Below are 20,795 nucleotides of genomic sequence, written 5' to 3'. Positions count from 1 at the left end.
AGTGCTAAAATGCCGCGTTTTTAGCAGCTATGGTCAGTTCAGTCGGCGCTTTGCGCGGCTGCCATCGACGAAATAACGATATTGAGTGTCATGAGCGAAATAAAATTAATAGTTGGCCTGGCTAACCCTGGTGCTGAATATGCGCACACTCGCCATAATGCGGGGGCTTGGTACGTACTAGAGTTGGCTCGAATTTGCGGCGTGACTTTAGTGGCCGACAGTAAGTATTTTGGCTTGACCGCCAGAGCCGTATTGCACGGAAAAGATGTCCGCTTGTTGATCCCGACGACTTATATGAATCTAAGTGGTAAAGCCGTCGGTGCTTTGGCGAACTTTTTTCGTATCACACCGGAAGAGATTCTGGTCGCTCACGATGAACTCGATTTGCCGCCTGGCGTTGCCAAGTTCAAGCTCGGTGGGGGTCATGGCGGCCACAATGGTTTGAAAGATATTATTGCTAAACTGGCTAACGATAAAAATTTCTACCGTTTACGCTTAGGTATCGGTCATCCCGGCGATAAAAACCAAGTCAGTGGTTACGTACTAGGCAAAGCACCTGCCAAAGAGCAAGAGCTTATTGATGCGGCGATAGATGAAGCTGTGCGTTGTACAGAGATTTTGTTTAAGCAAGACATGGTGAAAGCCATGAACAGATTACACTCCTTTAAAGCGGAGTAGGTTTTGCTTTGGCGAGACCCAAGTATAAAGTGATTTAATTATTCAGTAATGTGCTGCCATAGGGCAGGACGACTAAACCTCGCTGATGAGTGTGACTCGTTAGCCAATAATCGAGAGAAAGGTAAGCATATGGGTTTTAAATGCGGCATTGTTGGTCTTCCTAACGTTGGTAAATCAACGCTTTTTAATGCGTTAACTAAGGCTGGCATCGAAGCGGCTAACTTCCCGTTTTGTACCATTGAACCTAACACGGGTGTTGTACCTGTGCCGGATCCACGTCTGGATGCGTTAGCTGCGATTGTGAATCCACAACGTATATTACCGACCACTATGGAATTCGTGGATATCGCGGGTCTTGTGGCTGGTGCATCTAAAGGCGAAGGTTTAGGTAACAAGTTCCTTGCTAACATCCGTGAAACCGATGCCATTGGTCACGTAGTACGCTGTTTCGATGATGACAATATTGTTCACGTTGCTAACAAGGTTGATCCCGCTGGCGATATCGAAGTGATTAACACTGAATTAGCCTTAGCTGACTTAGACAGCTTAGAGCGCGCGGTTCAACGCCAGCAAAAACGTGCTAAAGGCGGTGATAAAGACGCTAAGTTTGAAGTGGAAGTATTAGAAAAAATGCGTCCAATTTTAGACGAAGCGAAAATGCTGCGTTCAATGGAATTATCTAAAGAAGAACTGGAAGCCGTTGCTTACCTTAACTTTTTAACCTTAAAGCCGACCATGTATATTGCTAACGTGGCGGAAGATGGTTTTGAGAATAACCCACACTTAGACGCTGTTCGCGCTATTGCTGCCACAGAAAACGCTATCGTTGTTGCTGTGTGCGCCGCGATTGAATCTGAATTAGCTGAAATGGACATCTCAGATCGCGATGAGTTTATGGCTGATCTGGGTATCGAAGAGCCTGGTTTAGATCGCGTTATCCGTGCTGGTTATCAATTACTGAATTTGCAAACCTATTTCACCGCAGGCGTGAAAGAAGTGCGTGCTTGGACTGTGCCAGTCGGTGCGAGTGCCCCGCAAGCGGCAGGCGTGATTCACACCGATTTTGAACGTGGTTTTATCCGTGCTCAAGTGATGGCATTTGATGACTTTATCGCTCACAAAGGTGAAGCGGGCGCGAAAGAAGCCGGTAAGTTACGTGTGGAAGGCAAAACCTATATCGTTAAAGATGGCGATGTGATGCATTTCTTGTTTAACGTATAACTAGGATTAGACAAGCCCTAAACCTTGATAAATTAAGCTAAGTACGAGTAACAGTGTGTTATTTAGCACATCTGTTGCTCAGTTTGGTGAAGTAATAGCCGAACAGCTTAACCTAAGGGAAATAGCGAAAAAAAGCTGTTGACCTCGATACCTCGAATAAGCATAATACGCCCCGTTCCTCGCTGAGAGGGGCGCGTAATATCGAAGTGGCAATGTAGCTCAGCTGGTTAGAGCACAGCACTCATAATGCTGGGGTCGCAGGTTCAAGTCCCGCCATTGCTACCATTTTATTTAAGAAGCATATTCTTATATAAAATAGACGGCGATTTTACTCTAGCATTGATTGCTAGCATCTCTTCAAGATGTAAACACGAAGCTGTGCGGGAATGGTGAAATTGGTAGACACGCCAGATTTAGGTTCTGGTGCCGCAAGGTGTGAGAGTTCAAGTCTCTCTTCCCGTACCATTTTTAGAAACATCGGCGATAGCGGATGTTTGAAACAGAGTTAGTTGGGGTATCGCCAAGTGGTAAGGCACCGGGTTTTGATCTCGGCATTCCAAGGTTCGAATCCTTGTACCCCAGCCATTTTTTCTCAGTTTCCAAGTTGATTGGGGTATCGCCAAGTGGTAAGGCACCGGGTTTTGATCTCGGCATTCCAAGGTTCGAATCCTTGTACCCCAGCCATGGCAATGTAGCTCAGCTGGTTAGAGCACAGCACTCATAATGCTGGGGTCGCAGGTTCAAGTCCCGCCATTGCTACCATATTTAACTCTGTTAAAGTGATTTATCAGAGAAAAATCCAAAGCTGTTGAACAAACAATTTTGGTACATTTTGATGCGGGAATGGTGAAATTGGTAGACACGCCAGATTTAGGTTCTGGTGCCGCGAGGTGTGAGAGTTCAAGTCTCTCTTCCCGTACCATCAAAATGCAATCTTCAGAAAGAAGATTAAACACAGTTTATTGGGGTATCGCCAAGTGGTAAGGCACCGGGTTTTGATCTCGGCATTCCAAGGTTCGAATCCTTGTACCCCAGCCAAAAATTAAAAAGCCTGTCTTCGGACAGGCTTTTTGCTTTCTGGTTTTTCACTATATCCTTACTAATCGTTTTCACTCTCTATCTGCTTTCGCATTATTCGCAGTTTGGTTTCTTTCGCTTTCTTCGTTTAGCATTTCCCTTTTCCCTTTTCTATCAATGTCCTTGCTATAGCTGGCTTGAATTTCTGTCGTTTGTTTTTATCAAGCCGTTTATAGGTTGGGTAACTCAATAATGATGTATTGGATTTTAAGTCGTCAGCAAGCTGAATAAGCCTTATCTGTTTAGTTCTGGGATTCAGAGAGTGGAGTGAAGCTTAGAGTTAGCAAGCACAACTAATCTTTGAGTGAGTATAAGAGCCAACATAAGCACTAGCATAATAGCAGGCATAAGAAGCTGGGCTTGGATCAGAATGTCGAACTGGGGAATTGGCACTTTATAAGACGACAGTGAATACCACAGTGCCAGTTGATTAGGCACTGTGGTGATCTGTGTTATTGCTTTTTGACTTCTGGCACGACAGGCAGCGATTTTATTTCCGCTGGAACCGCTGGAACCGCTGGAACCGCTGGAACCGCTGGCATTGCTGGTGTGGCTACTTTTGCTGCCGCATCAGTGATAGTTGCTGGCAATACAGCATGCTCAGTGACAGCACTTTGAACCGCGTTAACCTCACCCGTGGCAACCGCTTTGACGGCATTAGGCACTGCTAACTGTTGCTGAACTTGATTCGCGCCCGCATCTAAGGCTTTTTGTTGTAACTTCTGCGGATCGGTATAGTCGGCTAATTCCTTCGGCCAGCTTGGGACCAGCTTTTGCGCTTGATTACTAAATTGCTCAGAGAACACTGAGGGCGCGCCGCCTTTCATTAGCATGACTGCCATTTGGTTGGTGTCCGAGTTCCAAACCAGACCGGCTTTTTCTGCCATCTCAGGTACAGGAGTATAAGTTGACACTAAATAGATGAGTGGACCTTCCTGCTGGATCTTGTCGGCCGTTTTTAGCAGCGACAGGGTAGTATCGTAATTTTTACCCAGCAATTCCTGCATACGGTTCTTAATGAGTGGCTGTTCGAATAAGCCGACATCATTTGGATCTAAACCGACAAGGGGCTTGAGCAAGGCCCACATCAATTGACCTTGGGGCGACATTAATAAAAGTGGAGCAACACAGGCGTTGAGCATTAACGCGAGCCACAGAATATGCAGGCAGCGCATTTTTTTGAGCAGAGATGTACTCAAGATGATATTTCCTTGGGAGTACCAGCAAGTCGCCGGCGGCGGATTGTAGCCGATTGGCATGAGGTAAACGAGAGGGGGCGTAAAGTAAATTTTATGCCAAAAAGTTAGCGTGAATGTTGGATTTTATCTATATGAATCTAATGAATATTTACAGCTGATACCGTAAATAACTTGCTGCTAATTTAATCAAAGATAATGGCTTTTGAGTGTTAAATGCAGATTTGCCTGTAAGCGGTTTATTTTTTCAGTCTTATTTTTCAATTCTATATTTCAGCTTCTTTTTCAGTATTGAATATGTAAAGTTTGTAAACTTTGTTCTATTTGATAATCGATCTCATTTAATCTCGCACATTAAATTAGTTTAATGCAGCTCATTTCAGTCTTAGGCTGCATAGGGAAAGCCAATTCTAGAGGCATTTCTCTTCGGGTTGCTTTTGAGAGTGCACCATTGAAATTAAGAGTCAGTAAGTCGTCTTTGTTCTTTGCTCGAATTATCCATGTATATGTATCTATGGCGTTGTTGTTGCTGATGCTGTTTTTTGCGTTGACAGGCATAACGTTAAATCACCCTAATTGGTTTTCTCAAACAGATCAGGAACCTAAACGGGAGCAAGTGCCCATTCCTGCCTATTTATTACCCGTCGATACTCAAGATGCGCAGTGGCGTTTGGCAACGGGCCATTGGCTGAAAAGTGAATGGGCTATGGATATGGCTACTGCCGATATAGATGAAGACGAAATTAGCTTAGTCAGCAAAGGGCCCGGCACTTACCGCAGCCTGACGTTGGACCTACTCGATGGCCAAGCCTATGTCGAAACCTTAGAGTACGGTGTCGTAGCCGTAGTGAATGATTTGCATAAGGGCCGTAACACAGGCACTGCATGGGCTTGGATACTCGATCTTAGCGCCGTGCTGATTATTTTATTTTCGCTTACTGGGGCTTACTTATTATTGCCTCAAACCAAGCGCCTCAAAAAGTCATTGTTATACATGGTACTTGTCAGCGGTAGTTGCGGACTTGTGTATGTTTATTTCGTTCCATAAGGAGTGTAGGCCGAGTATGCGTCATCTTATTCGTACCATTGCGGCGAGTGCTTTGTTTGTGAGTTCTGCTGCGTTTGCGGCGCCGCAAATGACTGTTGATTTAACTTTACCTGAAATTACCGAAGGCCAATATCACAGACCTTATGTGGCTGTGTGGGTTGAAAATACCCAAGGGCAACCGGTAAAAACCTTAAGCCTTTGGGTTTGGGATGAAGGCCATAAATGGCTTAAAGACATCCGTCGTTGGTGGCGTAAAGCGGGTCGTGACGATATGAGTTTTGTTGATGGTATTGCATCTGCCACACGTCCTGCAGGTCATTACAAAATCGATTGGGATTTAAAAGATGAGGCAGGCAAAGCGCTGGAACCTGCTCGTTACACTGTGTTTATTGAAGTGGTGCGTGAGCATGGCGGTCGCGATCTCGTGCGACAAAACATCGATTTAGCTGCGGGGGACTTCTCAGTGCAGTTACCCGCCACCACTGAAACCGGCGTTATCGACATACGCTTAAGTGGCATGGCTCGCTGAGCCTGCTACTGAATATATTGCCCGTACATTACTCGTTAAACTTAAGGAAAAGGCATGAAATTACGTCTTATTGCATTACTTAGCACACTTTGTATTAGCCCGTTGGCAAGCAGCCACGACAGATGGATTTTACCTAGCCACTTTAACGTTTCGGCCGAAAGCCAAGAAGCCGTGTGGATAACCTCTGATGTGTCTGCTAGTAATCAAGTGTTTATGATGGATAAACCTTTCAGTGCCAGTGATGTACGTGTGTTATTGCCCAATGGTGAGTCAAGCTCTCCAAGCTCAAGTTATACCGGCGGCCGTAAGTCGGTATTTGACGTGCAATTGCTGCAAGATGGCACCTATAAGTTCGAGAAAGAAGTCACGCCGCGCTACTTCTCCCGCTATAAAGTAAAAGGCAAAGAAGGTTTTGTTCGTAGTCGTTTAGATAAAAATGCAACCGCCGCAGTCATGCCTAAAGGTGCCTCAGAATTAGAAGGTTCTTTAAATGTATCGCGAGTGGAAACCTACGTGACGCGAAATAAGCCGACAGATAAGGTTTTGGCTCCTAAGGGTGAGTATTTGGAATTAGTCCCTGTGACCCATCCTGCCGATATCGTTGAAAATGAACCCGCCACATTGCAGTTTGTTTATGATGGTAAACCCGTGGCAGGCGTCAGTGTTGCGATTATGAAAGACGGCAGTTTATACCGAAACAAGCCTGAAGAAATCGCCTTAACCTCAGATAAAGACGGTAACGTGGCCATGACCTTGCCAGCGGCGGGACGTTATCTTTTACATGCATCTATTGAACGTCCAAACTCAGACACTTCCCTTGCCGATAAAACCGTTAGTGAGATTTTCCTTACGTTTGAAGCTGGGCTTGAATAGGATTCATTTTCCGCTTAAGTGACTAAGCGTTATAAATGGTTGAGTGTTATTAATGAGTTAGCCTTCATAGTTAAATGCCCACAGCCGCAACGTCGAGTGGGCATTTTTGTATTCAGCCTCCCTTTATCTATACGGCTTTTTATCAATGTCACCACAATGATCCTATCTGGCTCGCGGATTTAGATTTCATTGCTGGTAACTCCGCTTAAGGTTGGGTAAGCTGCGTCAATGCATTGTTCTTGATGCATCAAAGGCGCATAACGATTAGAATAGCGCAATTCCACCCTCATTTGACTGTGTTGACCTTAGCGTTGGCACGGGTTGCTTTTGTTTTAAAGGAGACGAAAGAAGTTATGACTAAGGTTCCTATGACAGTTGTCGGTGCAGAGCAGCTGCGTAAAGAGTTAGATATTCTAAAGTTTGACCGTCGCCCTAAGATCACTGAAGCCATTGCTTCAGCGAGAGAGTTAGGTGACCTGAAAGAAAACGCGGAATACCATGCGGCTCGTGAGGAACAAGGTATTTGTGAAGCACGTATCCGTGATATTGAGGGTAAGTTATCTAACGCGCAAATTATCGATGTCACTAAGATGGTGAACAACGGTCGTATCATTTTTGGCGCCACTGTAACTATTTTAAATCTCGATACTGACGTTGAAGTGACTTATCGCATAGTCGGCGATGATGAAGCGAATATTAAAGAAAACCTGATTTCAGTTAACTCACCGATAGCCCGTGGCTTAGTGGGTAAAAATGAAGGTGATGAAGTGTCGATTACCACGCCTGGTGGCATGACAGATTACGAAATCATCTCAGTACAGTATTTATAATCAGCGAATCGATTTAGCTATAGAGTCTGCTAAGTCGTGCCGAGAGTATGATTTGTGCTCGTTCTAAAACCGCCCTAGGGCGGTTTTTTGTTATCTGTAAATCCAGTTGGCATGCATGTTTAGAGATTGAGTTTTGCATGTGAATTTAAGATGTAGCTATGGATTTAAGATGTAGCTATGGATTTAAGATTTAGCTATGAATTTAAGATTTAGCTATGGATTGAGAACGCGCTTCAGGGTTGAACTCGAAAGATGGATAAAGATTAATTTGTCTCTTGCTGCACTTTTACTTAAGCTGCAACTCTAGAGCTTAATCAGAAAGTTTTATCAGAATTAACTCGGTATTGTGTAATTGATTTAGCACGAGTTTTATTTTAGACCCTAACGTTAAATAGCAAATGCTAAGCATGAATGGGGTTATTTTTCGTTTTAATAAGAGGGCACGCTTTGGTAAAACACTGGCGTACGGGATTGATGTTAGTTTGCGTGGCGATCATGCTGATTGCGCACTCGGCTAGCTATACGCCAAAAACCTCAGTACAACGCAGTAATACAAGTCATCATTATATTCAGACACATACAAATCTTAAGAAAGCGGCTCTAAAACAAACTGCCCAGATGCACACTGTAAGTCCTGATAGTTCAACTCCCGATGCAGAGCCAAGCGCTGAATCTCAAAGTTTGCCCGATGCTATTGCTCAATCGAATTCACATTCTGATGCGCAAACCGTTGAAAGCTGCGGCTCGTTGAGTAGCCATGATGTCCATGGTGCCAGCTCAGACTCAGCATCCCAGCCAACACCTTGTCCAAGCTCAGATTACGTGAGTCATTCGGACGACTTAAATTTTGCCCCAATCAATTCGCCGCGCTTTATTAGTCTTGCCCAACACGATGTGCGTGAGGTGAAGCCGGTCTATGTACTCGCAGTAGACTTTACTGCCGAACCGACACCCGATGTCGTTGAACCTAGCGTTCTGGATATCACATCCGACTGGACGCTTTCAGCTGTATCTTCCCCAGCCCGAATTTCCGGGTGGAAAGTCTCAAATCTTCAATATCGATTTAGTCAGCAAGCCGCTTAACCCATCTATTTAGGTGTGCTATCGACTGGAGTTCGCTCCCGTTGAACGTGCATGCCATTGCACTTTTGTTCTCACCGAAACCATCTCTATCGCGGCTATATTCGCTGTGATGACTTGAGTTTAACTGGCTAAATTTGCTGGTGCTCAATGATAGGTTTCGGACTGATATCAATATGTTCGCTTAGCTTTGACTCAAAAGTTAGGTGATAAATAGCGAGTTAATCCCATGGAAAGAAAACCCAATAAACGGCTGCTAAATCACTATTCAGCTTGGAAATACTTAGTGCTTATCGTCACCATCATAGTGATGTTATTCAGTGCCTTGCCGACATTTTATGGTGAGGATGCCGCGGTGCAAGTAGGCGCTAAGGCTGGGTTAACACTCACGCCCGTAGCCCTTCGATATAAGCTACAAGCTGAAGGCGTGACGGTAAAACGTATCGACCAAAAGAATGGTGAAACCTTAATTGTCCTCAATGAGGATAACCAACAAACCTTAGTCAAAACCTTGGTTTCGTCTATGGTCAAAGAGCCCAAGGAGTTGACCTTATCCCTTGCCAGTGCGGCGCCAAGTTGGTTGCAAAACTTAGGTTTTCAGCCGATTAAACTGGGGCTCGATTTACGTGGTGGTGTGCAGTTTTTACTCGATGTGGATGTTGAGCCTGTGTATCAAACTCAGGCAGAGGCGCTGGTTGATTCGCTACGTCAATTTATCCGTGAGCAGAAGATCCGTGGTGCCAGCGTCTATTTAGACCATGCTAGCCAGTTAAACCTGACCTTGCCCGATAATGACGCTCGCGCCGTCGTGCGTCAGATGATGAAACAGTCTTATCCCAATTGGCAATTATCTAATGCCGATGGCGCGGGTTTACAGATTAAGTTGAGCCAAGAGGAACAAACAAAGCTGCGTAATTTGACCGTGCAGCAAAACCTGCAAGTTATGCGCAGTCGTATTGAAGAACTCGGCATCACTGAAGCCTTAGTGCAGCGCCAAGGCGAGCATCGAATTCGGATTGAGTTGCCTGGCGTGCAAGATCCTGCAGCCGCGAAAAACGTCATTGGTGCTACAGCGAGTCTGGCTTTTTTCGAGGTGAAAGAGTCAGGCTCTGTTAATGCCATGGTGCTTAACGACAAGTCGGGTAAGCCTATTTATGTGGGCCGCACGCCTGTGCTGGGCGGCGATCACATTGTCGATGCCAGAGCGAGTTTAGGTGAGATGGGCATGGCCGAGGTGAACATTAACCTCGACCGTGTCGGCGGGCAGAAAATGTCTGAGTTTTCCCGATCCAATATCGGCAAACCTATGGCGACGTCTTACAGCGAGTACAGTCGTGATGAACAAGGTAAGGCCAAGCAAACTCAAGAGATTATCAGCGTCGCGACCATTCAATCCCAGCTTGGCGATCGCTTTCGCATCACAGGTGCTGGCACCTATCAAGAAGCGCAGCAATTAGCCTTGTTACTGCGAGCTGGCTCTATGACGGCGCCAGTAACGATTGTGGAAGAGCGCACCATTGGCCCAACGCTAGGTGCTGAAAACATTGAAAACGGTTTTGCAGCGCTTGGTCTAGGTATGGGCATTACCTTGTTGTTTATGGCGCTTTGGTATCGTCGTCTCGGTTGGGTGGCGAATATTGCGCTGATTTCGAACATGGTGATCTTGTTCGGCCTACTGGCGCTTATTCCTGGTGCTGTGTTGACCTTACCCGGTATTGCTGGCTTGGTGTTAACAGTCGGTATGGCTGTCGATACCAACGTGCTGATTTTTGAGCGAATAAAAGACAAGTTAAAAGAAGGACGCAGTTTTGCGCTGGCAATTGATACTGGGTTTGATAGTGCGTTTTCGACTATTTTCGACGCTAACTTCACCACTATGATCACGGCTGTCGTGCTGTATTCCATCGGTAATGGCCCAATTCAAGGTTTCGCCTTGACCTTAGGTCTAGGTCTTCTGACCAGCATGTTTACCGGTATCTTTGCTTCAAGAGCCTTGATTAACTTAGTTTACGGACGTGATGCTAGTCGTCATGTGAGGGTATAAGCATGAAAAATATCAATCTAACAAAATGGCGTTATGTCTCCAGTGCTATCTCAATTTTTTTGATGATAACGTCATTAGCGATTATAGGTGTAAAGGGGTTTAACTGGGGATTAGACTTTACCGGTGGTGTGGTGACTGAAGTTCAGCTCGATAGAAAAATCACCAGCAGTGAGTTACAACCTTTGCTTAATGCTGCCTATCAGCAGGAAGTCTCTGTGATCTCGGCCAGTGAGCCGGGGCGTTGGGTACTGCGCTATGGTGATATAAAGAGTGCTGATACGGAGAAAAGCAATGTCGACATTCAGCAGGCATTAGCGCCACTTAACTCTGAAGTGCAAGTCCTTAACAGCAGCGTTGTAGGGCCGCAGATTGGTCAAGAACTGGCGGAGCAGGGCGGGTTAGCGTTGTTAGTCGCTATGCTGTGTATTTTAGGCTATTTAAGTTATCGCTTCGAGTGGCGACTCGCATCGGGCGCTTTGTTTGCGCTGATACACGATGTTGTATTCGTACTGGCTTTTTTCGCGCTGACGCAGATGGAGTTTAATTTAACGGTACTGGCGGCTGTGCTGGCGATTTTAGGTTATTCGTTAAATGATTCGATCATTATTGCTGACCGCATTCGTGAGTTATTGATTGCAAAACCTAAGCTTTCGATTCAAGAGATTAATAACCAAGCAATTGTGGCGACGTTTTCCCGCACTATGGTGACCTCCGGGACAACTTTAATGACGGTTGGTGCGCTGTGGATCATGGGTGGTGGGCCGTTGGAAGGATTCTCGATTGCTATGTTTATCGGTATTTTAACCGGTACATTCTCATCGATTTCTGTTGGCACCTCACTGCCTGAGTTTTTAGGTTTAACGCCTGAGTATTATAAGGAACAAGTGATTTCTGATACGCCTTAGTGCTTTATTTTCATTCGTAGCAAAAACAAAGAGGCCACTCAATTGAGTGGCCTCTTTGTTAACACAATAAAAATCAAGAAAAATTATTTTGCCTTTGGCAAAGCAATTTTCATTTCTGGTGATTGACGATAAATCACCAGAATATGACCAATAAGTTGCACTTTTGCGGATTGAGTTTCACGTACTATGGCATCAACGATGGCATTTTTTAGCTCTCTGTCGGCAGAGGCTACTTTCACTTTAATCAATTCATGATAAGCGAGTGCGCTTTCAATTTCAGCGAGTACACCTTCAGTCAATCCATTGGCACCAAGCAGCACCACTGGCTTTAGCGGATGCGCTAGACCTTTTAAATGCTGTTTTTGTTTGGTTGTTAAGTTCATTTCTACCAACTTTTGCTGAGTTACTGTTGAAAAACGGCTATTCTACCCTTATATAGCCTTTGTGTAACTCTCAATTGTTGCGGATTTTAAATGTCAGGTAAAAAACGTACGGCCAGTTCCAATCGATGGATGCTAGAACACTTTGATGATCATTATGTCAAACTCGCACAAAAAATGGGATTGCGATCTCGCGCTGCGTTTAAGCTTGAGGAGATCCAGCAAAAGGATCAACTTATCCGCCCAGGCATGACTGTGGTTGACTTAGGGGCTGCGCCGGGAGGCTGGTCTCAAGTGGCGGTTAAATTAGCCGGAGAAAAAGGTAAGGTCATCGCCTGTGACATTTTGCCTATGGATCCCATCGTCGGGGTAGACTTTTTGCAAGGGGATTTTCGTGAAGATAAAGTCCTTCAAGCATTGCTTACCCGAGTCGGTGACGCTAAGGTTGACGTTGTGTTGTCTGACATGGCGCCCAACATGAGTGGTTCAGATGGTGTAGACCAGCCGCGCGCCATGTATTTAGTGGAATTGGCGTTAGATATGTGTCATCAAGTTTTGGCACCTAACGGCTGTTTTGCGGTAAAAGTCTTTCAGGGGGAGGGCTTTGACGAATACATGAAAGCGGTAAAAGAGGCGTTCAAAGTAGTTAAAACACGTAAACCGGACTCTTCGCGGGCGCGTTCCCGTGAAGTCTATCTTGTGGCGACTGGGTACAAGTTGTAGTAACCTAGCGTTAATAATCGCAAGACTTAATGAGGTCTAGTAATTTGAGTGACATGGCAAAAAATCTAATACTCTGGGTTGTCATCGCCGTTGTGCTGATGTCAGTGTTTCAGGGTTACTCCCCCTCTTCTTCGTCATCGCAGAAGATGGATTATTCTACCTTCTTAGATAATGTCCGTGATGGGCAGGTCGCAACTGTTGAAGTGAAAAGCGATCAACGTACTATCGAGGGTGCTAAACGAACGGGTGAAAAGTTCACGACTATCATGCCGTTATATGACCAAGATTTAATTAATGATCTTGATCGTAAAGGCATCACTATGAAGGGCCAAGAAGCCGAAGAATCAGGGTTCCTAACCCAAATCTTCATTTCTTGGTTCCCTATGTTATTGCTTATCGGGGTATGGATTTTCTTCATGCGCCAGATGCAAGGCGGCGGTGGCAAAGGCGCTATGTCCTTTGGTAAGAGCAAAGCCAAGCTGATGAGCGAAGATCAAATTAAAACCACGTTTGCCGATGTTGCTGGTTGTGACGAAGCAAAAGAAGAAGTCAAAGAGTTAGTTGATTATCTGCGTGACCCAACTAAATTCCAAAAATTGGGCGGCCGTATTCCAACGGGCGTACTGATGGTGGGTCCTCCAGGTACAGGTAAAACCTTGCTGGCGAAAGCCATTGCGGGTGAATCTAAAGTACCTTTCTTCACTATCTCGGGTTCTGATTTCGTTGAAATGTTCGTTGGTGTTGGTGCATCCCGTGTGCGTGACATGTTCGAACAAGCGAAAAAGTCTGCACCTTGTATCATCTTTATCGATGAAATCGATGCGGTCGGTCGTCAACGCGGCGCGGGTTTAGGTGGTGGTCATGACGAACGTGAGCAAACACTGAACCAAATGCTGGTTGAGATGGACGGCTTCGAAGGTAATGAAGGCGTTATCGTTATCGCGGCAACTAACCGTCCAGACGTACTCGATTCTGCACTGCTGCGTCCAGGTCGTTTTGACCGTCAAGTGGTCGTTGGCTTACCAGACGTGCGTGGTCGTGAGCAGATTTTGAAAGTGCATATGCGTAAAGTGCCGCTTTCTGAAGATGTGAAAGCGAGTGTAATTGCCCGTGGTACACCAGGTTTCTCTGGTGCTGACTTAGCTAACTTAGTGAACGAAGCGGCCCTGTTTGCGGCTCGTGGAAATCGCCGAGTTGTGGGCATGGAAGAATTTGAGCGTGCTAAAGATAAAATCATGATGGGTGCTGAGCGCCGTTCTATGGTGATGTCTGAAGCTGAAAAAGAAATGACTGCATACCACGAAGCGGGCCATGCAATTGTAGGTTGTTTAGTACCAGAGCACGATCCTGTGCACAAGGTCACTATCATTCCTCGCGGCCGTGCGCTGGGTGTCACTTTCTTCTTACCCGAAGCTGACTCAGTGAGTCAGAGCCGTCGTAAGTTAGAAAGCCAAATTTCAGTCGCATACGGCGGTCGTTTAGCAGAAGAGCTTATTTACGGCAGCGAAAAAGTGTCGACTGGTGCATCACAGGACATCAAATACGCGACCTCTATTGCGCGTAACATGGTGACTCAGTGGGGCTTCTCGGACAAGCTAGGTCCATTATTGTATGCCGAAGAAGACGGTGAAGTGTTCTTAGGTCGCAGTATGGGTAAAGCCAAAGCCATGTCCGATGAAACTGCAACTATCATCGACGCTGAAGTGAAAGTCTTTATCGACAAGAACTACGCGAGAGCGAGGCAGATATTGACGGATAACCTCGATATTCTGCACTCGATGAAAGAAGCCTTAATGAAGTATGAAACCATTGATTCACTTCAAATTGACGATTTAATGAAGCGTCGTGAAGTGCGTCAACCTGCCGATTGGCAAGTGGATGACCATGGTTCTAACGACAAAGGTAGCGGTCATGGTGAACCAGCTGAGAAAGCTGAAGATACTGTGACTACAGCGTCTGCTGAACCAGACTTGAAAGAGCCTGATGAATCACCTGCTAAGTAATTTATTGTGAAATAAAAGAAAACCCCGTAAAGGGGTTTTCTTGTTTTATCTTGTTAGCAATTTGACTGCGCTGTCATTTATCCACTTTGCCATTACTGATATTTATTCTCAGACATCATTACCTTGGATAGAAAGTGAAGGCTAAAACTGATGACGCAAGTTATGCCTATAGGTAAAATCGTAAGTGTTCGTATTACTGGAGTAAATGCGTGTTTGAACTGATTGCTGGCACTAAACGCCTCGCGTTATCTTCGCCCATAGTGATGGGCATTCTGAATGTCACTCCCGATTCCTTTTCCGACGGTGGTCAATATTCTTCCTATGAACTTGCCTGTCAGCATGCCGATGACATGGTGGCTCAAGGCGCGGGGATGATTGATATTGGTGGAGAGTCGACAAGGCCCGGCGCCGCCGAGGTGAGCCTAGCCGATGAACTTGCGCGGGTGATCCCGTTAGTAAAATATGTGGCGACGCACCATGATGTGTGGATTTCGGTCGATACCAGTAAAGCTGAAGTGATGCGTCAAGCCGTTGCCGCGGGTGCACACCTAATTAATGATGTCCGTGCTTTGATGGAACCCGGTGCGCTCCAAGCCGCCGTGGAGTTGCACGTTCCTATCTGTTTAATGCATATGCAGGGCGAGCCGAAGAATATGCAGTCTTCGCCGACGTATTATGATGTTATTGAAGAAGTGTCTACCTTTTTGACCGAGCGGGTTAACGCTTGCTTACAAGCTGGGATCCCCCGTGAATTACTTATACTTGATCCTGGCTTTGGTTTTGGCAAAAGCTTAGAACATAACTATGAATTACTGGCAAAACTCGATTCTTTTGCCAAGTTTGATTTGCCCTTATTGATAGGATTGTCCCGTAAGAGCATGATAGGGAACCTCTTAGCAAAACCGACCTCAGATCGTCTTGCTGGAAGCCTTGCTGGTGCAATGATAGCGGCCCAAAAGGGGGCTCATATCATTCGCGTGCATGATATTGCTGAAACTGTGGATATGCTCAAGGTGTTACAAGCGACACAAGCGTATTTTTAAGCATCGTTATGCTCTCGTTAAGCATTTAATTAATATTATGATCCCAAATTATTGGGACACATTTGAGTTTGTGGGGCGATATGAAAGAACGTAAATTTTTTGGAACTGACGGTATTCGGGGAAAGGTCGGTTCAGGTCAAATGACACCTGAGCTTGCGCTAAAATTAGGTTGGGCAGCGGGTCGTGTATTGTCCCGCAGTGGTACCAAAAAGGTGATCATAGGTAAAGATACCCGTATTTCAGGTTATATGTTCGAATCGGCATTAGAAGCGGGTCTTTCTGCTGCTGGTCTTAATGTGATGTTAATGGGACCCATGCCCACGCCCGCAGTCGCCTATTTAACACGTACGTTTCGCGCAGAAGCTGGGGTGGTGATCAGCGCCTCGCACAATCCTTACTACGATAACGGCATTAAGTTTTTCTCGACCGACGGCAGTAAATTAGACGATAACTTAGAGCTAGAAATCGAAGCCGAACTTGAAAAGCCCCTCGTTTGCGTTGAATCACATCTGCTTGGCAAAGTGTCGCGCATTGAAGATGCTCGTGGTCGTTATATCGAGTATTGCAAAGGTAATTTCCCCGCAGAACACACGTTAACTGGGTTAAAAATTGTGGTCGATTGTGCCCATGGTGCAACCTATCACATAGCACCAGCTGTGTTCCGTGAGTTAGGCGCCGAGGTGATTGCCATTGGTGATAAACCTAATGGGGTTAACATCAATGACAAAGTGGGCGCTACGTCCATGGGGAAGATTTGTGAAACTGTGCTCGCCGAAAGTGCCGATTTAGGTATTGCGCTCGACGGCGATGGCGATCGTATTATGATGGTCAATAGTAAAGGCGAAGTCATTGACGGCGACCAGATTTTATATATTTTGGCCTGTGATGCGAAATCCCGCGGCGTATTACGCGGTGGTGTAGTTGGTACGTTAATGTCAAATCTTGGGCTTGATTTAGCTTTGCAAGCCTTAGATATTCCCTTTGCGCGTTCAAAAGTGGGTGACCGCTATGTGATGGAATTACTGAAAGAACTCGATTGGCGCATCGGCGGTGAAAACTCTGGGCATATCCTTAATCTTGACCACGGCACAACCGGTGATGGTATTGTCGCTGGGATTTTAGTGTTAGCGGCCATGCGCCGCCAAAATGCCACGCTAGAACAACTGACTTCTGCGATGGAAATGTTGCCACAGGTATTAGTCAATGTGCGCTTTGAGGGCGAGCATGACCCGCTTCAATCAGATAAAGTAAAAGCGGCACAGGCACAGGTTGAGTCAGAGCTTGGTGTTCGTGGTCGAGTGCTATTACGTAAGTCAGGTACTGAACCTTTGATCCGTGTCATGGTAGAAGGTGACGATCATAGTACAGTATTGGCGCACGCAAATTTGATTGCGGATGCGGTAAAATCGGCAAGCTAATCTTTGCCTATTTAATAATGAGTGCGGCTGATACCAATTTAAAATTAAGGTGTTAGCTGCACAAATGAACAGAAATCAGCTTTTGAGTCTAAAAAACAAGCACTCCAACCTGATATCTGAAAAAATTCGAATTTAGCTATTGTAACTTAATAAGTGGTTCGCTATTATTCACGCCGCTTTCAGAGGAGACAGTGATGGCACTCAGACGTCCTATGGTAGCTGGCAATTGGAAGATGAACGGCAGTGCGGCATTAGCCCAAGAGTTGTTCAAGAAATTTGCCTCTAAGCTCCAAAATGATTCAGCTGAAGTGGTTTTATGCCCGCCTTCTATCTATCTAGAGAGCGTCAGGCAACTGCTAGAAGCAAACAAGGAAGCGTTAGACGGTTCACTTGTTAGGATGGGCGCACAAAACCTAAGTCAACATGACTTTGGCGCTTATACCGGAGAAGTTTCAGGTCAGATGCTCAAAGATTCAGGATGTCGATATGTTATTATCGGGCATTCAGAACGTCGCCGTATGTACGGAGAGACGAGTAATATAGTAGCGGAGAAGTTCGCCGCTGCACAAAAGCATGGCTTAACTCCAATTTTATGTGTGGGTGAGTCGGGTCCAGCGCGTGAAGCAAGACGTACCTTTGAGGTGATTGCTGAAGAGTTGGACATAGTGATCCAGAAAAATGGAACTATGGCTTTTGATAACGCCATTATCGCCTACGAGCCACTTTGGGCTGTAGGAACAGGTAAAAGCGCTACACCAGAGCAGGCACAAGAAGTTCATGCGTTTATTCGCAAACGCCTCTCTGAAGTATCTCCGTTTATCGGAGAAAATATCAGGATTCTCTACGGTGGTAGTGTCACACCGAGTAATGCTGCAGATTTATTTGCCCAACCTGATGTTGATGGTGGACTGATTGGCGGTGCTAGCTTAAACTCTAGCGAGTTTTTAAGTCTATGTACCATAGCGATGAGCGCATAATATGTATGAAGTTCTAGTAGTTATTTACTTGTTGGTTGCATTAGGTCTGATTGGCCTAGTATTAATTCAGCAAGGTAAGGGAGCTGACATGGGGGCCTCTTTTGGCGCCGGTGCATCAGGTACTCTGTTTGGTTCAAGCGGTTCAGGTAACTTCCTGACACGCACTACTGCGATTCTTGCCATTGCGTTTTTCACTCTAAGTCTGCTGATTGGCAACTTAAGTGCAAACCACGCAAAAAATGAAGATTCATGGAAAAATTTAGGTTCAGACACTGAACAGGTCACCCAACCTGTTGAGCAAGGAACCCAAAAGTCAGAAACGAAAATTCCTGACTAGTAAAAGGTGTCGCCGAGGTGGCGAAATTGGTAGACGCGCAGCCTTGAGGTGGCTGTGACCTAACGGTCGTGCGGGTTCAAGTCCCGCTCTCGGCACCAAATATAACTAAGATAGACGAGATAAGTTCTCTCTTAGTTATTGCAAGAAATGACGATAGTCAATATACTTGCACACAGTTGACGCGGGGTGGAGCAGCATGGTAGCTCGTCGGGCTCATAACCCGAAGGTCGTCGGTTCAAATCCGGCCCCCGCAACCAGCTCCTAGTAACGAATAGTGTTTGAATTCGTTATGGTTTACAGGTTCTTGAAATTAATGACCTCGTGATTACGGGGTTTTTTGTTATCTGGGACTTTTAAATTTGTCGCATGCTTCGTATGTGGCGTTGTACTAGGGCTATTAAGCCCTTTTTTGTTTTTTCGGGGGTCAATCTTGGCAACGTTAGAATTCAGACTGGCAGAAATGCTCAAAGTACCTGTGGAAGCATTAGGCTTTCAGCTATGGGGCATTGAATATGTTCAAGCGGGTAAGCATTCCACACTGCGAGTGTTCATTGATGGTGAGAATGGTATCAATATTGAAGATTGTGCCAATGCAAGTCGCCAAGTCAGTGCTGTACTCGATGTTGAAGATCCTATTTCTACAGAATATACCCTAGAGGTTTCTTCGCCAGGTGTTGATAGACCCTTATTTACTGCCGAGCAGTATGCGGGCTATGTGGGCGAGGATGTAAAGCTTCAATTGACTATGCCGGTTGACGGCAGTCGTAATTTAAAAGGCGCCATCACTGCGGTCGACGGGCAAATGCTCTCGCTGAAAGTGAATGGTAAAGAGTTAGTTGTCGCATTGGATAATATCCGCAAAGGCAACTTAATCGCTAAGTTTTGATGGTTTCAAGGTGAACGAGGCAAGACGAGATGAATAAAGAGATTCTGCTAGTCGCTGAGGCGGTTTCAAATGAAAAGGCCGTTCCACGCGAGAAAATTTTTGAAGCGCTAGAGATTGCTCTGGCCACAGCAACCAAGAAAAAATACGAAGGTGATATTGACGTTCGTGTTGCTATCGACCGTAAAACCGGTGGTTATGATACTTTCCGTCGTTGGATGGTGGTTGATGACAACGGTGCCGCGTTAGAAAATCCTTACCGCGAAATCACGTTAGAAGCGGCACGATACGAAAATCCAGATATCCAACCTGGCGAGTTTATCGAAGACGATATCGAGTCAGTGGTGTTTGACCGTATTACCACTCAAACCGCTAAGCAAGTGATCGTACAGAAAGTACGTGAAGCTGAACGTGCTCAAGTGGTTGAACAGTTCCAAGACCAAGAAGGTGAGTTAATCACTGGTATAGTCAAAAAAGCAACTCGCGAAAGCGTAGTGGTTGACTTAGGTAATAACGCTGACGGCGTGTTGTTCCGTGAAGATTTAATTTCACGTGAATCTTTCCGCCCAGGCGACCGCGTACGTGCATTACTGTACTCAGTACGTCCAGAAGCTCGCGGCGCACAGTTATTTTTAAGCCGTACTAAACCTGAAATGCTAATCGAGCTTTTCCGTGTAGAAGTACCTGAAATTGCTGATGAACTGATTGAGATTATGGGCGCAGCCCGTGATCCAGGCGCGCGCGCTAAAATCGCCGTTAAGTCAAATGACCGTCGTATCGATCCTATCGGTGCGTGTGTGGGTATGCGTGGTGCACGTGTACAAGCTGTGTCGAATGAACTGGGTGGCGAACGTGTTGATATCGTGTTGTGGGATGATAATCCAGCACAATACGTGATCAATGCCATGGCGCCAGCCGATGTGGCCTCTATCATAGTTGACGAAGATAACCATTCAATGGATATCGCTGTTGAAGCAGATAGTTTGGCACAAGCCATTGGACGTAATGGCCAGAACGTACGTTTAGCAACACAGCTGACAGGTTGGGTTCTGAACGTTATGACAGTGGACGATATGAATAAGAAACACCAGGCAGAAAGTGCCAAGGTGGTTGATTTATTCGTTAACTCACTGGATGTCGATGAAGATTTTGCACAAGTACTGGCGGACGAGGGCTTTACGTCGCTCGAAGAAGTTGCCTATGTGCCTGTGTCTGAACTATTGGCGATTGACGGTTTTGACGAAGATCTCGTTGAAGCCTTACGTGAACGTGCAAAAGCGGCGATCTCAACTCGAGCTCTCGCTACTGAAGAAGCACTGGATGGTGTGGAGCCAAGTGAAGAGTTGCTAGCACTTGAAGGTGTTGAAAGACACTTAGCCTATGTTTTCGCTAGCAAAGGTATTGTGACTCTTGAAGACTTGGCTGAACAAGGCATTGATGATTTGATCGAAATTGAAGAATTGACAGAAGAAAAAGCAGGTGAGCTCATCATGGCAGCCCGCAATATCTGTTGGTTTGGCGAAGAAGCATAAGTCGATCAACAGGGGGAT

Annotated in this window: 19 protein-coding genes and 9 tRNA genes; 26 read left to right on the top strand and 2 right to left on the bottom strand. The window is 45.7% G+C overall.

Annotated features, from left to right (window positions below):
• Window positions 1–90: 90 nt before the first annotated feature.
• From pth to Q4Q50_RS14380, 9 genes are all read left to right on the top strand, one after another.
• The gene (gene pth, locus Q4Q50_RS14420; protein ID WP_106651361.1) at window positions 91–678 is read left to right on the top strand and encodes an aminoacyl-tRNA hydrolase; all 588 of its coding nucleotides are present in this window, start codon (window positions 91–93) and stop codon (window positions 676–678) included.
• A gap of 129 nt (window positions 679–807) precedes the next feature.
• Window positions 808–1,899, top strand: a complete 1,092-nt coding sequence (gene ychF, locus Q4Q50_RS14415; RefSeq protein WP_106651360.1) for a redox-regulated ATPase YchF — start codon at window positions 808–810, stop codon at window positions 1,897–1,899.
• 208 nt (window positions 1,900–2,107) lie between these two features.
• Window positions 2,108–2,184: transfer RNA gene (locus Q4Q50_RS14410), tRNA-Met, on the top strand.
• Window positions 2,185–2,279: 95 nt separating this feature from the next.
• Window positions 2,280–2,364: transfer RNA gene (locus Q4Q50_RS14405), tRNA-Leu, on the top strand.
• Window positions 2,365–2,409: 45 nt separating this feature from the next.
• Window positions 2,410–2,484, top strand: a tRNA-Gln gene (locus Q4Q50_RS14400).
• Window positions 2,485–2,508: 24 nt separating this feature from the next.
• Window positions 2,509–2,583, top strand: a tRNA-Gln gene (locus Q4Q50_RS14395).
• Between the two features lies 1 nt (window position 2,584).
• Window positions 2,585–2,661 (top strand) — tRNA-Met (locus Q4Q50_RS14390).
• 75 nt (window positions 2,662–2,736) lie between these two features.
• Window positions 2,737–2,821: transfer RNA gene (locus Q4Q50_RS14385), tRNA-Leu, on the top strand.
• Window positions 2,822–2,862: 41 nt separating this feature from the next.
• Window positions 2,863–2,937, top strand: a tRNA-Gln gene (locus Q4Q50_RS14380).
• A gap of 491 nt (window positions 2,938–3,428) precedes the next feature.
• On the opposite strand, the gene Q4Q50_RS14375 is transcribed toward Q4Q50_RS14380, so the two are convergent.
• Window positions 3,429–4,151 (bottom strand): Ivy family c-type lysozyme inhibitor, encoded by a 723-nt coding sequence (locus Q4Q50_RS14375; RefSeq protein WP_311899922.1) that lies wholly within the window; start codon window positions 4,149–4,151, stop codon window positions 3,429–3,431.
• 472 nt (window positions 4,152–4,623) lie between these two features.
• Here Q4Q50_RS14375 and Q4Q50_RS14370 point away from each other — a divergent pair, with 472 nt between their 5' ends.
• The 7 genes from Q4Q50_RS14370 (at window position 4,624) to secF (ending at window position 11,481) form a co-directional block, all read left to right on the top strand.
• Complete coding sequence (locus Q4Q50_RS14370; protein WP_311899875.1) at window positions 4,624–5,220, top strand: PepSY-associated TM helix domain-containing protein; 597 nt, start codon at window positions 4,624–4,626, stop codon at window positions 5,218–5,220.
• 16 nt (window positions 5,221–5,236) lie between these two features.
• Window positions 5,237–5,749 carry a DUF2271 domain-containing protein gene (locus tag Q4Q50_RS14365; protein ID WP_259522251.1) on the top strand — a complete coding sequence of 171 codons (513 nt, stop codon included), beginning with the start codon at window positions 5,237–5,239 and terminating at the stop codon, window positions 5,747–5,749.
• 54 nt (window positions 5,750–5,803) lie between these two features.
• Window positions 5,804–6,622: a DUF4198 domain-containing protein gene (locus tag Q4Q50_RS14360; protein WP_311899872.1), complete on the top strand. Its 819-nt coding sequence runs from the start codon at window positions 5,804–5,806 to the stop codon at window positions 6,620–6,622.
• A gap of 353 nt (window positions 6,623–6,975) precedes the next feature.
• Window positions 6,976–7,452 (top strand): transcription elongation factor GreA, encoded by a 477-nt coding sequence (greA, locus tag Q4Q50_RS14355; RefSeq protein ID WP_028761461.1) that lies wholly within the window; start codon window positions 6,976–6,978, stop codon window positions 7,450–7,452.
• A gap of 474 nt (window positions 7,453–7,926) precedes the next feature.
• On the top strand, window positions 7,927–8,535 hold the full coding sequence (locus Q4Q50_RS14350) for a hypothetical protein (RefSeq protein ID WP_311899920.1): 609 nt from the start codon (window positions 7,927–7,929) through the stop codon (window positions 8,533–8,535).
• A gap of 226 nt (window positions 8,536–8,761) precedes the next feature.
• Complete coding sequence (gene secD, locus Q4Q50_RS14345; RefSeq protein ID WP_311899869.1) at window positions 8,762–10,576, top strand: protein translocase subunit SecD; 1,815 nt, start codon at window positions 8,762–8,764, stop codon at window positions 10,574–10,576.
• Window positions 10,577–10,578: 2 nt separating this feature from the next.
• Window positions 10,579–11,481, top strand: coding sequence for a protein translocase subunit SecF (gene secF, locus Q4Q50_RS14340; protein WP_311899868.1), 903 nt, complete (start codon window positions 10,579–10,581; stop codon window positions 11,479–11,481).
• Window positions 11,482–11,564: 83 nt separating this feature from the next.
• On the opposite strand, the gene yhbY is transcribed toward secF, so the two are convergent.
• Window positions 11,565–11,864 (bottom strand): ribosome assembly RNA-binding protein YhbY, encoded by a 300-nt coding sequence (yhbY, locus tag Q4Q50_RS14335; protein ID WP_006082725.1) that lies wholly within the window; start codon window positions 11,862–11,864, stop codon window positions 11,565–11,567.
• 90 nt (window positions 11,865–11,954) lie between these two features.
• On the opposite strand from yhbY, the gene rlmE reads away from it, so the two are divergent.
• The 10 genes from rlmE (at window position 11,955) to nusA (ending at window position 20,777) form a co-directional block, all read left to right on the top strand.
• The gene (gene rlmE, locus Q4Q50_RS14330; RefSeq protein WP_311899866.1) at window positions 11,955–12,584 is read left to right on the top strand and encodes a 23S rRNA (uridine(2552)-2'-O)-methyltransferase RlmE; all 630 of its coding nucleotides are present in this window, start codon (window positions 11,955–11,957) and stop codon (window positions 12,582–12,584) included.
• A gap of 29 nt (window positions 12,585–12,613) precedes the next feature.
• Window positions 12,614–14,587, top strand: coding sequence for an ATP-dependent zinc metalloprotease FtsH (gene ftsH, locus Q4Q50_RS14325; RefSeq protein WP_311899864.1), 1,974 nt, complete (start codon window positions 12,614–12,616; stop codon window positions 14,585–14,587).
• 209 nt (window positions 14,588–14,796) lie between these two features.
• Window positions 14,797–15,630 carry a dihydropteroate synthase gene (gene folP / locus Q4Q50_RS14320; RefSeq protein ID WP_311899863.1) on the top strand — a complete coding sequence of 278 codons (834 nt, stop codon included), beginning with the start codon at window positions 14,797–14,799 and terminating at the stop codon, window positions 15,628–15,630.
• An 80-nt stretch (window positions 15,631–15,710) separates the two neighbouring features.
• A complete protein-coding gene (gene glmM / locus Q4Q50_RS14315; RefSeq protein WP_106651350.1) occupies window positions 15,711–17,048 on the top strand; it encodes a phosphoglucosamine mutase in 1,338 nt (445 codons plus the stop codon).
• Window positions 17,049–17,242: 194 nt separating this feature from the next.
• The gene (gene tpiA, locus Q4Q50_RS14310; RefSeq protein ID WP_006082720.1) at window positions 17,243–18,025 is read left to right on the top strand and encodes a triose-phosphate isomerase; all 783 of its coding nucleotides are present in this window, start codon (window positions 17,243–17,245) and stop codon (window positions 18,023–18,025) included.
• Window position 18,026: 1 nt separating this feature from the next.
• Window positions 18,027–18,362: a preprotein translocase subunit SecG gene (gene secG, locus Q4Q50_RS14305; protein ID WP_006082719.1), complete on the top strand. Its 336-nt coding sequence runs from the start codon at window positions 18,027–18,029 to the stop codon at window positions 18,360–18,362.
• 11 nt (window positions 18,363–18,373) lie between these two features.
• Window positions 18,374–18,460 (top strand) — tRNA-Leu (locus tag Q4Q50_RS14300).
• Between the two features lie 82 nt (window positions 18,461–18,542).
• Window positions 18,543–18,619, top strand: a tRNA-Met gene (locus Q4Q50_RS14295).
• 173 nt (window positions 18,620–18,792) lie between these two features.
• Window positions 18,793–19,248 (top strand): ribosome maturation factor RimP, encoded by a 456-nt coding sequence (rimP, locus tag Q4Q50_RS14290; RefSeq protein WP_006082718.1) that lies wholly within the window; start codon window positions 18,793–18,795, stop codon window positions 19,246–19,248.
• Between the two features lie 29 nt (window positions 19,249–19,277).
• Complete coding sequence (gene nusA / locus Q4Q50_RS14285; protein ID WP_106651347.1) at window positions 19,278–20,777, top strand: transcription termination factor NusA; 1,500 nt, start codon at window positions 19,278–19,280, stop codon at window positions 20,775–20,777.
• Window positions 20,778–20,795: the final 18 nt, after the last annotated feature.

The organism is Shewanella scandinavica, assembly GCF_031932065.1.
GTDB lineage: Bacteria > Pseudomonadota > Gammaproteobacteria > Enterobacterales > Shewanellaceae > Shewanella > Shewanella baltica.
The sequence above is the reverse complement of the archived record's forward strand: the minus strand, read 5'-3'. Positions and strand labels throughout refer to the sequence as shown.